Source organism: Sphingobium sp. TomTYG74 (genome assembly GCF_055393875.1).
Genome location: NZ_AP027341.1, coordinates 30,546 through 41,494, shown reverse-complemented (window position 1 = coordinate 41,494; position 10,949 = coordinate 30,546). Strand labels below are relative to the sequence as shown.

Genomic DNA, 10,949 nt, shown 5'->3' with positions numbered 1-10,949 from the left:
ATCTCTGAGAGGGGTTTGCCCATGTCCAAGTCGATTGCTCTTTCGCTCGTTCTCGCCGCTTCGCTCGGCCTCGCCGCTTGCTCGAAGGGCGAAGACAATGCCGCCAATGCTTCGGCCAATGCTGCTGAGAACGCTTCGAATGCTGCTGACAACGCCATGAACGCTGCCGAGAACGCTGCTTCGGACGCCGCCAATGCTGCTTCGAACGCCAGCAACACTGCCGCGAACGCAGTTGCGAACGCGATGTAATTCCCTTCTCGGGATATTATATTGGAAACAGGGCCGCACCGGCGACGGGCGGCCCTTTTCTATTGGGCCGCGTAATTTCAATGAAAAGGGCCGCCCTTTTGGGGCAGCCCTCCTCTATCCAACATCAGGCGACGATCAGCAGTCCCGGTCGATCGCCCGTCCGGCCAGCGCACCTACGCCCGCGCCGACAATCGCGCCCGTGGTGCCGTCACCCCGGCGCCCGTAGCGGCCACTACCCTTGCCGATCTCATTGCCGAGCAGACCACCGGCGATTGCACCTATGATCGTGCCGCCCGTGCCATTGTCCCGGCAGCGATAGCCGCCGCGATAGCCGCGATAATAATTGTCGCGATAATAGCGGTCGCCACGATAGCCGCGATAATAGTCACCCCGGTATCCGCGATAGCCTCGATCGCCCCGATAATAGTCGCCGCGATCATAACGGCCCCAGCCGTCACGGGCCTGCGCAGGCGCTGCGGTTACGGCCAAGGAAGCAACGCCCATTGCCAGCGCGGCCCCCATATTGATCAGAAACTTGGTTTTCATGGCGTGCTCCTCAATCATCTCGTTACCGACTCCGGCGCGCCTTCGCCGCCCCATCGATTGCACCCCTTTTGGCCGATTCGCATTGAGCCAAGCCTGAATGGGCGTGTCAGCCACCGTTCAGATAGAAAAGCACCCTCTCCAGCCGATGCCGCTCATCAAGACCTGACCGAAACGCTCTTCACCATAATGGAAAACTTGGCCCCTGTCCCGGAAGCGGACAGCGTATATGGGTAATCAGCCGTTGGTCCGACGGGCCGGATTGCCTATGGCGGGGCGATGCGCCGTATTCTGATCGTCCTGCTGCTTGCGATCCTGCTTTTGCCAGCGCCCCACAAGAACAAACCTGAACTATATGGGCCTGGTCCGCTGCTCGTTACCACGCGCGCCCTGCCACTAAACGCGTCCGATCCAGCTGTTCGCAGCGTCGGCGCTCTCGATTGTCTGGGAGGCTGGCAACTCAGCAGCCCGCACCATGGATTTGGCGGCATCTCTTCCCTGCTTGTAGATCAGCAGGGACAGGTCCTGGCGCTGAGCGATTCCGGCACTCTCCTGGGTTTCGCGGTCAATCCCGCACGCGATCGCCGCCATCCCTTCATCGCTCCCTTGCCAATCAGGCCGCAGGACGGATCGCAGCCGTGGTGGGCATGGGATTCAGAGGCGATGGCGCATGATCCGGAATCGGATCGCTACTGGGTCGGCTTCGAAATGCTTCAGCGCATCTGCCGCTACGCCCCCGGCTTTTCGCGGGTCGAAACGTGCCGCACATGGCCGGAGATTGAAGCCTGGCCGGAAACGGGCTCGATCGAATCCATGGCGCGCCTACCTGACGGGCGCTTCCTAGTGATCGCGGAAATGGGAATGACGGCGGATGGAAGCCATGACACGCTGCTCTTTGCCGGAGATCCGGCGGAGCAAAGCACCGCATCACCCCTACACCTTCGCTATGTAGCGCCACGGGGCTATCGTCCGACGGATGCCGTCGCTCTGGATGACCGTCACATTCTGGTGCTCAATCGCCGCGTGACGCTGCGCGATCTGTTCACGGCCACTCTGGCCCTCATAGAGCTGCCATCCCATCCGGAATCCGGCGATCGGTTGACCGCCCGCACGATCGCCCGTCTTGCTCCGCCCCTGCTGGCCGATAACTTCGAAGGGCTGGCTATCACGCGTGAGACCGGGCGCACTATCGTCTGGATCGTGTCAGACGATAATCATGAATTTTTCCAGCGCACCCTGCTGCTGAAATTCGCGCTGCGCGGGGCGAGCCGGACCCGTTGAGAGAAAAGCCGCATCAGGCAGCGCCGCACATGCAGGAACGACGCGCGAGCGCATCCTCCCGGCACGCAAAAAAGCGGCCCGTCGCCAGGCCGCTTCTTAAAGCCGAAACGAATCGAACCGAATCAGGCGGCCGGAGCAGCCTGCTTCTTGACGATGTCGCGCTTCAGACGGCGCGCCTTCAGCGACAGCTTGTCGTCGTTGGTCTTCAGCAGCCAGTTGTCCAGCCCGCCATTATGTTCAACCGAACGCAGGCCATGCGTCGACACGCGCAGCTTGACGGTGGTTTCCAGCGTTTCGGAAATCAGCGACACATTCTGCAAGTTGGGCAGGAACACGCGCTTCGTCTTGTTATTGGCGTGGGAAACATTGTGACCCACCTGGCGACCCTTGCCGGTCAGCTCGCAAATGCGCGACATAGTCAATCAACCTTGTAGTTCATGTTCGTTCGGAAAGCGGCGCCAGTAGCGGGATTCCGGAAAGCCGTCAACCCGCCCACCGGCCAGATCGGATCGCTTTCGCAACCCTTTCCACGGCTCGGACGTTTGCAGCCGATAGACGAAAGGAGGGAGCAATGCGACTCATTGGTGGCTTGTTGGTGATTGTTTTGCTGGTGCTGGCCGCTGGCATCGCGACCGGCTTCATCGATCTGCAAAAGACCCAGGAGGGCAGCCTGCCCAAAATCGCCGTGGAAGGCGGGCAAATGCCAAAGTTCCAGGCCGACGTGGCCAAGGTCGAAGTGGGCACGCGGAACGAAACCGTCGAAGTGCCGACCGTCGATGTGAAGAAGCCCTGATCATTTTATAGACGATAGCTATGCTGTAAGGGCTGGCGGATGGCACCGCCCTTTCCACTTCCCGAACCCATGCGCCGCGCGCTCGACCTCGCACGCGCGGCCGAACTTGCGGGCGAGGTGCCGATCGGTGCCGTCGTCACTCTCGATGGTCGGGTCGTCGGCGAAGGAGAAAATCGCAACCGGCGCGACTGCGATCCTACCGCCCATGCTGAGATCGTCGCGCTTCGGGCTGCGGCGGATCGGCTGGGCGATTTCCGCCTCACCGGCTGCGATCTTTGGGTAACGCTGGAACCCTGCCCGATGTGCGCGGGCGCCATATCCCACGCGCGCATCGCCCGGCTCTATTATGGCGCTGCTGACCCCAAAGGTGGCGCGATCGAGCAAGGTCCTCGACTTTTCACGCAACCGCAATGCCTGCACCGCCCTGAAGTCTATGGCGGACTGGGCGAAGCGGAAGCGTCAGCGCTGCTGCGTGACTTTTTCGCTGCCCGCCGCTGAATAATCGATGCGATAGAGGGTGTAGGGCAAGGCAAAGCCGCTCTTCAACGCCACGGGACGCAGCCAGCCGGGAACCTCGCCGCGCATTAACCCCGCATAAAAGCCGCGCGGGCTGCGGGATTGGTAAACCGTCCCTTCCGGAAAGCCGGGGCAGATCAGCAGGTAGGTCGCATGATGCCGCGCGGCGATCGGCCGGAATGCGTCCGCCGATCCGTCGAACGCATGGTGCAGGTCCAGAATAACCTTGCCGTTGCGATGATAGGGACCCGCGATCGCGCTATGATGCGTGGTCGCGATCAGGCGCGGCCCCAGGTCCACCATCGTGAAAATGGTAGCGGAAGGAAGCTGGTTCAGCACCTCCAGCGCTGGCAGCGATCGGCAGCGGCCATTGGCCTTGCTGATCGATTGTAGTCGAGCCTTCGCCGCTGGGCGCTGCACTTTGGGCTTTTCGCCAGTCGCTGCTGCCCAGAGCTGGTTGATCTGCGGGTAAAGCGGCGTCGCGAACGCTGCTACGGCGAGCAGCGCGGTTCCAATGATGCCGAACACCCGCGCGAGGGGCCTACCAAAGAAGACAAGCTGAAGCACACGATGCGCCGCCCATGCCGCCGCCGGGATAGCGAGCAGCTGCGCCGCTGGTCCGGCCCGCAATTGCCAGAACAGCAGCGCCGTCGAGAACAGCATCATCAGCCCGACCGTCGCCCAGGCCCACAGCCGGTCGCTGTCGCGCCGCGACTCCCAAAGCGCCCAGATCAGGCCGAACAGCCCCGCAACCGGAATGGCCATCAGCGGCACGATCAGGCTCCACGCTTGAACCGTGATCGGCTTGGCCTCACGAATATTGGCGAGCCACAGCCGCTCCAGTTCCGGCGAAATCTGATAGGCGCCCGTCAGGCATTGCGGCCAACTGAGCCATGCAAAGGCCGCGACGGCACCCCCCACCAGCACGCCCGCGCCCAGTCGGGCCTGCCAGCTGCGTAGTGGCAGCAGTGCCAGCAGCGTCATGCCCGCGCCAACCGCGCCGAATATGGCAACCCAGATGGGCGAGATGGCGTCGCAAACCATCTGCCGGTTTGCGTAGCTGGCAAACAGCAGGAAAAGGATGGAAACCGATCCGGCAAGGCTCAGCGCATAGGGCAGCATCCGCCTTGCCGCGCCTTCCTTGAATACCCCACGAAGCGCGATCAGCGCCCCGCCCGCCGCCAGATAGACGATCATCTCCATGCCGATGGTGATCGACAGCGCGCTGCTCACCCCCGCCACGATGCCGCCGCGCAGCCAGTTACGGTCGATCAGCCCCGCGAGCATCAGTACCGTCAGCGCCAACTGCCACCCATGATGATCGATCCGCATCGGCAGGAACATGCTGATGCCCATCTGCGCCGCGAAGGGTGCCAGGGCGGCCAGTATCCAGCCATTGCCGCCAGCGAGGCGGCGCGCAATGAAACCCAGCCCCAGCATCAGCGGCAATAACGGGATCATCGGCGCAATCGCGCAGGCCAGCCGATCCGCCAGCCCCTGCTCCAGAAACGCGCGGAAGAACAGCATCAGCGCAGCAAGCGGCAGATCGACCAGCCGCGACCAGTGGATGTTGAACCCGGCAGGCGGGTCCAGCCGATATTGCTTCAGATCGTACCAGCTCTGCCCCGCCAGCCAGTCCTTGACCTGCAAATACCGCATATTGTCGTCGGTATCGTTGAGCGTCAGCCAGTGGATGGCGGGCCAGCGCGAATAGAGCAGCCAGGTCACGGCCGCGACCCAGATGAGGAAGGTCAGCCATTTCCAGTGCACCTGCGCCCGTGCAGACGTCCAGACCAGGGCACGCCGGGATCTTTCCCGCAGGGTGAAGCCGCTTTGCAAGTTCATGGCCGGTGGATTAGAGCGTTCGCATCAAATCGCAACGGGGCCTTCATGAAATTGCTGTCACGTCTGACGCCGGAACGGCAGGCCCTGTTCTGGCAGATCGTGCGATATGGCCTCAGCGGCCTCTTCATCACAGCCTGCCAGGCCACCATCTACTGGACGCTCGCGGCTCTGGCCGGATGGCACCCGCAGCTTGCCAACACGACCGGTTATGTGGCGGCAGTGATGATAGGCTATGTCACCCACAGCCTCTTCACCTTCCGCGATCAGGATAGCGACGGAAACCATGCGACGCGCGGCGTCAAATTCGTGGCCGTATCCCTGCTGAGCTATGCTTTGAACGCCCTCTGGGTCTTCCTTTGCGTCACCCATATGCAATGGCCGGAATGGTCGCCCATCCCGGCCATGATATTCGTGACGCCAGCCGTGGTGTTCGGCCTCAACCGCCAATGGGTATTCCGCTAGACGCGCCCTCAATGGACGAAGCGGGCCACCACATCCCTGTACGACCGGCTGACCTTCACCTGAGCGCCTGATTCCAGCACCAGGAAGCATTCGCCATTGGTGTGGGGCTTCACCTGCCGCACTTGGCTGAGGTTCACGATGGTCGACCGATGCACCCGCTGGAAATTGCGCGGGTCGAGCCGCTTCTCCAGATCCTTCATCGTCTCGCGCAGGATGAGCGAATTATCCGCCGTGTAAATGCACATATAGTCGCCCGCAGCGTCGATCCGCTCGATCGAGTCCACATCGACGCGGAAAATCTGCCCCCGGTCCTTGATGTTGATGAGCTTCTCGAACCGGTTTGAAGACGGCGCCTCTTCGTCCGCGTTGAAATCGTTCATGGCATCGGGCGCGACCTCGGCCAGCACCTCGCGCAGCTTCTCCGCTTCCTGCACCTGCTTCTTTTCCGACAGGCGCTGGCGCACCCGGTCCAGCGCATCCGCAAGGCGACCCTCATCCACCGGCTTCATCAAATAATCCACCGCCTGCGCCTCAAAGGCACGAATCGCATGATCGCTATAGGCGGTGCAGAAGATGAACAGCGGCGGCTCGACTTCCATCAGGCCCTGAACGACCGAAAAGCCATCGAATCCCGGCATCTGAATGTCGAGGAACACAAGATCGGGTTTATGCGTCTTTATGGCGCGGATGGCTTCACGGCCATTCGAGCAGGTTTCAACAATTTCGACATCCTCATGCGCTTCCAGACGGAGCTTGAGGCCTTGAATAGCCAGGCTTTCGTCATCGACGAGGATTGTTCTGATGGTCATGCGGCCACTTTCGATGGTTCATCCAGATTAAGCGGCATTTCGATATGGACCGAAAAGCCGCTTGGCGTGGAACGCGTTTCAAAGCTCTGTCGTTCCCCGAACGCCTGAATCAGGCGATCGCGGATATTCGCCAGGCCAACGCCTGTCCCCTCGCTCATTGCGATGTTCGGGCGAGTGAACCCCTCGTTCAATCCCGGGCCGCTATCCGATACGACGATCCGGACATTTTCACCGGCAGGCTGCGCCGTGATGGAGATTTCGGCGCCTTCTTCCTTGGGGGTGACCGCATATTTGATGGCATTTTCCACTAGCGGCTGGAGCAGCAGGGAAGGCAATCGTGACTGTGCGACGGCCGGATCGATGTTGAATACCGGCCGCAAGCGGTCCTCGAACCGCATCTTCTCAATCTCCAGATAGAGTTTGAGCGTCTCCACCTCCTGCTCGATCGTCACCTGCGCTGTGGGTTCATTAATCAGTGTATAGCGCAAAAAGGACGACAGGCGTGACAGCATCGCATTGGCGCGATCCGTCTGCTTCAAAAGCACCAGCGTCGATATGCTGTTCAGCGTATTGAACAGGAAATGCGGATTGAGCTGATAACGCAGCATCGCCAGTTGCGCGCTCGACGCCTGATTTTCCAGATGCAGCAGCTGGTCCGCCTGCTCCTCCACCTGAAGGTAGAAGTTGATGGCGTAGTAAAGCGCCGACCAGGCACCCAGCAACGTTATGCTGAGATAAAAGGCGCCAAGGAAGAGTTGCAGACCCGCCGTTTCGCTCGCCCGGTTCTGGGTCGAAAAAACCCAGGCGTCGATAAAGGCGACCAGACCCGCCGCCATTACCACGGTCACGATCGACGCACCCCAGGTGATGATCGGCCGCTGTCGTTGCAGAAATCGGAAGATGACCGCGATCAGCAGGGTCACCGAATAGCCCGACACGGTGGAAATCATCACCGGGATCAGGCTGGAAAGCGGTTGCCCATTGGCGATGGTGGACGACCCGCGCAGCAGGAACGCTCCCGCCCATCCGACGGATTGCAGGTTCCAGAAAGCGCGGTTCTTGTCAGCGAAAAAGGGCTGAGGCTGAATAGGTTGAACAGACATCGCCGCCAGCCTAGGCGAATTCAGGTTCAGGGTGAAGCCACCCAAGTTACGCCGCCGTAGCAGCTTCCTGATCCATCGGCGTGACCTCGTCCGGGCATAGCCAGACAAGGTCCCTTAATTCCAGCGGTCGGCCGTCATGCGCCTGAATGGTCACCCGGCGTATCGGCTGGCCATCGCGCTTGTCCGCCAGCACCTGACAAGACGGCGATCCGCATCCCCATTTCTCACCCCATTGGCGCAGCGCGATCATGACGGGGGCCAGTTCCTGCCCTTTTTCCGTCAACCGATATTCGATCTTGCGCCGGTCGCATTGCATGGGCTGGCGCAGCATGATCCCATTCTCGACCAGCCGGGACAGCCGGTTCGCCAGGATGTTGCGCGCAATGCCGAGCGAGGACTGAAAATCTTCAAAATGCCGGATGCCCGACAATGCGCCGCGCAAGATGAGAAACGACCAGCGCTCGCCCATCGCTTCCAGCGCGCTGGGAAGCGCGCACTGTTCCAGGTCCTGCGCCAGATTATGTTTCATCGTCCGTCTAGATAGCTCAAAGCCACAGCCCATGCAAAAGAGCAGCCATTTTGTCCAAAGATGGGATTTTTTTGTTGCACAGCAAGATGCTTCCCGGACAATCGGGTCACGATGCTGCGTCAATATGAACTTGTTGAGCGGGTGAAGCGCTACGATCCGGATGCGGACGAGGCGATGATCAACCGCGCCTATGTCTTTTCCGTCCAGAAACACGGGTCCCAGAAGCGCGCCAGCGGCGACCCCTATTTCAGCCATCCGATTGAAGTCGCTGGTATTTTGACGGATTTCAGTCTGGACGACCAGACCATCGTCACGGCCCTGCTGCACGATACGATCGAGGACACGCTCGTCACCTATGACGAGATCGAAAGCGCGTTCGGCAAGGACGTCGCCAAGATGGTCGATGGCGTCACCAAACTGTCGAAGATCGAGGCAATGTCGGAAAACGAGCGGGCGGCGGAAAATCTGCGCAAATTCCTGCTCGCCATGTCGGACGACATCCGCGTGCTGCTGGTGAAGCTCGCCGACCGCCTCCACAATATGCGCACGCTGCACTTCATCAAGAATGAGACCAAGCGCCGCCGCATCGCGCGTGAGACGATGGACATCTACGCCCCGCTCGCCGAGCGGATCGGCATGTACGACTTCATGCGGGAAATGCAGCTGCTCGCCTTCCGCGAGCTTGAGCCCGAAGCCTATGACAGCATCACCAAGCGGCTGGAGCAGTTGAAGGAAGGCGGCCATGACAAGGTCGACCGCATCGGCGCCGAACTGCAACTGCTGTTGGGCAGCAAGGACCTGCCTGTCACCGTGTCGGGCCGCGAAAAACATCCCTATTCCATCTGGAAGAAGATGCAGGAAAGGCACATCAGCTTCGAACAGCTGACCGACGTCATGGCCTTCCGCGTCATCACCGAAACGACCGAGGATTGCTACCGCGCGCTGGGCGTCATCCACCAGACCTACAAAATGGTGCCGGGCCGGTTCAAGGATTACATCTCCACGCCCAAGCGCAACGGCTACCGCTCGTTGCACACCACGGTGATCCACCAGGATAACGCCCGGATCGAGGTGCAAATCCGCAGCCGCGACATGCACAACGACGCCGAACTCGGCCTGGCCGCGCACTGGGCCTACAAGCAGAAGGGCGACGCGGCCGACCATCATGCCGCATGGCTGCGCGACCTCGTCGAAATCCTGGAGCAGAGCCAGGATGCAGACGAGCTGCTCGAACATACCCGCATGGCGATGTATCAGGACCGCATCTTCGCCTTCTCGCCCAAAGGCGAGCTGCACCAGTTGCCCAAAGGTTCAACGCCGGTGGACTTCGCCTATGCCGTCCATACCTCGCTCGGCAACCAGACGGTCGGCGCCAAGGTAAACGGCCGCGTCGTGCCCTTGCGCACCGGCCTTGAAAATGGCGATCAGGTCGAAATCCTGAAATCGGAAGGGCAGGAACCGCAACCCGGCTGGCTGACCTTCGCCATCACCGGCAAGGCTCGCGCCGCCATCCGTCGCTATATCCGGCAGAAACAGCGCGGCGAAGAAGTTGCGCTGGGTGAGAAGCTCTATGAGGAAATCATCGGCCGCTTCTCGCCCGAACTGGCGAGCGAACTGGGTGACAAGGCGCTGAAGGCTGCCCTGAAGCGGTTGAAGCTGGATGACCGGGCGTCTCTGATGGTGGCCATCGCCACCCATCGCCTGCTCGATTCAGAGGTGATGGAGGCTCTTATCCCCGGCTCCACCAGCGTAGACGGGATTGAGGAAGCCCATCCGCGCCAGCACGCGCCCGTCTCGATCCGTGGCCTGACACCCGGCATCGCCTATAATCTGGGCGACTGCTGCCACCCCGTACCCGGCGACCGCATCGTCGGCGTGCGCCGCACGGGCGAACCGATCGAGGTTCACACCATTGACTGCCGGTCGCTCGAAGCCGGGCAGGACGACGATTGGGTCGATCTCAGCTGGGACAGCAAGTCCAAGGGCGGCACCGCGCGGCTCCAGGTCATCGTCAAGAACCAGCCCGGCGCGCTCGCTGCCGTCGCCAACGTATTCGGCGCGACCAAGGCGAACATTCTCAACCTCCAGCTGGTAAATCGCGAAGGGCCGTTCCACACCGACATTATCGACCTGGAGGTCAACGACGCCCAGCACCTGAACCGCATCCTCTCGGCATTGCGAGCATTGGACGCGGTAGTACAGGCCGACCGGGTTTAATCCGCGAAGGCGTACCTGCTCCCCCTCCCGCAAGCGGGAGGGGGCCGGGGGGTGGGCTAGCGCAACGCAAGATCTTATTCTTAAGCAGCACGCCAACAAAGGCTGGCATCTCGGGCAAAAGCGCTGACCGCAGATCTTCTCCCTCTCTCCTTCAGGGGTCGGTGAGAGGCGCGTGACTCTCATCGAGGCCGGGGAGAGGGGAATGACGAGCCGCAGCTCCTTATGGCCCCTCTCCCGCCATCGCTTCGCTCGGCACCCTCTCCCCTGAAGGGGAGAGGGAATGTTCCTATCAGTCGCAAGCCATCCCCACCTGTATCCCCCAAACCACACCCCACAAAAAAACCATCCTATTCCCCCCAACACCTCCCATTCCCGCTGTCCTACACAGCCCAACCCGCTTATCCCCCAGCCGTCTTTGAAACGTCGAACCGCTTCCCATGACGCCCACGCGCGCCCGGGCACGCGCGCGCATATGGTGTGAACTTCGGGACAAAAATGGCGCTTTTCCGCCAGTCCCTACGTCACTTTCAACTTTCGCGTGACAGGAAACCTCCAATTCTGTAGAGGGCCCCGCAGCAGACCCTTCGGGGTCTTCCGTCCGA

The 10,949-nt window shown here is 61.2% G+C and carries 12 protein-coding genes; 6 read left to right on the top strand and 6 right to left on the bottom strand.

Going from position 1 to position 10,949, the window contains the following annotated elements; translation table 11 throughout:
* The first annotated feature begins 21 nt into the window (after nucleotides 1-21).
* Complete coding sequence (locus ACZ5TB_RS00210; protein WP_464778864.1) at nucleotides 22-249, top strand: circumsporozoite protein; 228 nt, start codon at nucleotides 22-24, stop codon at nucleotides 247-249.
* A 135-nt stretch (nucleotides 250-384) separates the two neighbouring features.
* Here the strand turns inward: ACZ5TB_RS00210 and ACZ5TB_RS00205 are convergent, their stop codons facing one another.
* Nucleotides 385-795, bottom strand: a complete 411-nt coding sequence (locus ACZ5TB_RS00205) for a glycine zipper 2TM domain-containing protein (protein WP_460987385.1) — start codon at nucleotides 793-795, stop codon at nucleotides 385-387.
* Between the two features lie 276 nt (nucleotides 796-1,071).
* On the opposite strand from ACZ5TB_RS00205, the gene ACZ5TB_RS00200 reads away from it, so the two are divergent.
* Nucleotides 1,072-2,073, top strand: a complete 1,002-nt coding sequence (locus ACZ5TB_RS00200; protein WP_464791571.1) for an esterase-like activity of phytase family protein — start codon at nucleotides 1,072-1,074, stop codon at nucleotides 2,071-2,073.
* Between the two features lie 122 nt (nucleotides 2,074-2,195).
* Here the strand turns inward: ACZ5TB_RS00200 and rpmB are convergent, their stop codons facing one another.
* Nucleotides 2,196-2,489 carry a 50S ribosomal protein L28 gene (gene rpmB / locus ACZ5TB_RS00195; RefSeq protein ID WP_196225248.1) on the bottom strand — a complete coding sequence of 98 codons (294 nt, stop codon included), beginning with the start codon at nucleotides 2,487-2,489 and terminating at the stop codon, nucleotides 2,196-2,198.
* A gap of 155 nt (nucleotides 2,490-2,644) precedes the next feature.
* On the opposite strand from rpmB, the gene ACZ5TB_RS00190 reads away from it, so the two are divergent.
* On the top strand, nucleotides 2,645-2,866 hold the full coding sequence (locus ACZ5TB_RS00190) for a hypothetical protein (protein ID WP_196225247.1): 222 nt from the start codon (nucleotides 2,645-2,647) through the stop codon (nucleotides 2,864-2,866).
* Nucleotides 2,867-2,905: 39 nt separating this feature from the next.
* Nucleotides 2,906-3,364, top strand: coding sequence for a nucleoside deaminase (locus ACZ5TB_RS00185; protein WP_464791570.1), 459 nt, complete (start codon nucleotides 2,906-2,908; stop codon nucleotides 3,362-3,364).
* Here ACZ5TB_RS00185 and ACZ5TB_RS00180 read toward each other — a convergent pair.
* On the bottom strand, nucleotides 3,326-5,227 hold the full coding sequence (locus tag ACZ5TB_RS00180; protein ID WP_464791569.1) for a hypothetical protein: 1,902 nt from the start codon (nucleotides 5,225-5,227) through the stop codon (nucleotides 3,326-3,328). The two genes, ACZ5TB_RS00185 and ACZ5TB_RS00180, sit on opposite strands and share 39 nt — an antisense overlap.
* Nucleotides 5,228-5,272: 45 nt before the next feature.
* Between ACZ5TB_RS00180 and ACZ5TB_RS00175 the strand changes: the two genes are divergently transcribed.
* Nucleotides 5,273-5,689 (top strand): GtrA family protein, encoded by a 417-nt coding sequence (locus ACZ5TB_RS00175; protein WP_464791568.1) that lies wholly within the window; start codon nucleotides 5,273-5,275, stop codon nucleotides 5,687-5,689.
* An 8-nt stretch (nucleotides 5,690-5,697) separates the two neighbouring features.
* Here the strand turns inward: ACZ5TB_RS00175 and ACZ5TB_RS00170 are convergent, their stop codons facing one another.
* Genes ACZ5TB_RS00170 through ACZ5TB_RS00160 form a run of 3 tightly spaced genes read right to left on the bottom strand, consistent with a single transcriptional unit; the run spans nucleotide 5,698 to nucleotide 8,130 of the window.
* Nucleotides 5,698-6,498, bottom strand: coding sequence for a LytR/AlgR family response regulator transcription factor (locus ACZ5TB_RS00170; RefSeq protein ID WP_196225243.1), 801 nt, complete (start codon nucleotides 6,496-6,498; stop codon nucleotides 5,698-5,700).
* Nucleotides 6,495-7,601: a sensor histidine kinase gene (locus ACZ5TB_RS00165; RefSeq protein ID WP_464791567.1), complete on the bottom strand. Its 1,107-nt coding sequence runs from the start codon at nucleotides 7,599-7,601 to the stop codon at nucleotides 6,495-6,497. Before ACZ5TB_RS00165 ends, ACZ5TB_RS00170 begins: the two co-directional genes overlap by 4 nt.
* 46 nt (nucleotides 7,602-7,647) lie before the next feature.
* A complete protein-coding gene (locus ACZ5TB_RS00160; protein ID WP_196225241.1) occupies nucleotides 7,648-8,130 on the bottom strand; it encodes a winged helix-turn-helix transcriptional regulator in 483 nt (160 codons plus the stop codon).
* 111 nt (nucleotides 8,131-8,241) lie between these two features.
* On the opposite strand from ACZ5TB_RS00160, the gene ACZ5TB_RS00155 reads away from it, so the two are divergent.
* Nucleotides 8,242-10,347 (top strand): RelA/SpoT family protein, encoded by a 2,106-nt coding sequence (locus ACZ5TB_RS00155; RefSeq protein ID WP_464791566.1) that lies wholly within the window; start codon nucleotides 8,242-8,244, stop codon nucleotides 10,345-10,347.
* Nucleotides 10,348-10,949 lie beyond the last annotated feature (602 nt).

Excerpts from the sequence above, each read along its gene's own strand:
- ACZ5TB_RS00210 (WP_464778864.1), top strand. The coding sequence starts at position 22 with ATGTCCAAGTCGATTGCTCTTTCGCTCGTTCTCGCCGCTTCGCTCGGC.
- ACZ5TB_RS00205 (WP_460987385.1), bottom strand. The coding sequence starts at position 795 with ATGAAAACCAAGTTTCTGATCAATATGGGGGCCGCGCTGGCAATGGGC.
- ACZ5TB_RS00200 (WP_464791571.1), top strand. The coding sequence starts at position 1,072 with ATGCGCCGTATTCTGATCGTCCTGCTGCTTGCGATCCTGCTTTTGCCA.
- rpmB (WP_196225248.1), bottom strand. The coding sequence starts at position 2,489 with ATGTCGCGCATTTGCGAGCTGACCGGCAAGGGTCGCCAGGTGGGTCAC.
- ACZ5TB_RS00190 (WP_196225247.1), top strand. The coding sequence starts at position 2,645 with ATGCGACTCATTGGTGGCTTGTTGGTGATTGTTTTGCTGGTGCTGGCC.
- ACZ5TB_RS00185 (WP_464791570.1), top strand. The coding sequence starts at position 2,906 with ATGGCACCGCCCTTTCCACTTCCCGAACCCATGCGCCGCGCGCTCGAC.
- ACZ5TB_RS00180 (WP_464791569.1), bottom strand. The coding sequence starts at position 5,227 with ATGAACTTGCAAAGCGGCTTCACCCTGCGGGAAAGATCCCGGCGTGCC.
- ACZ5TB_RS00175 (WP_464791568.1), top strand. The coding sequence starts at position 5,273 with ATGAAATTGCTGTCACGTCTGACGCCGGAACGGCAGGCCCTGTTCTGG.
- ACZ5TB_RS00170 (WP_196225243.1), bottom strand. The coding sequence starts at position 6,498 with ATGACCATCAGAACAATCCTCGTCGATGACGAAAGCCTGGCTATTCAA.
- ACZ5TB_RS00165 (WP_464791567.1), bottom strand. The coding sequence starts at position 7,601 with ATGTCTGTTCAACCTATTCAGCCTCAGCCCTTTTTCGCTGACAAGAAC.
- ACZ5TB_RS00160 (WP_196225241.1), bottom strand. The coding sequence starts at position 8,130 with ATGAAACATAATCTGGCGCAGGACCTGGAACAGTGCGCGCTTCCCAGC.
- ACZ5TB_RS00155 (WP_464791566.1), top strand. The coding sequence starts at position 8,242 with ATGCTGCGTCAATATGAACTTGTTGAGCGGGTGAAGCGCTACGATCCG.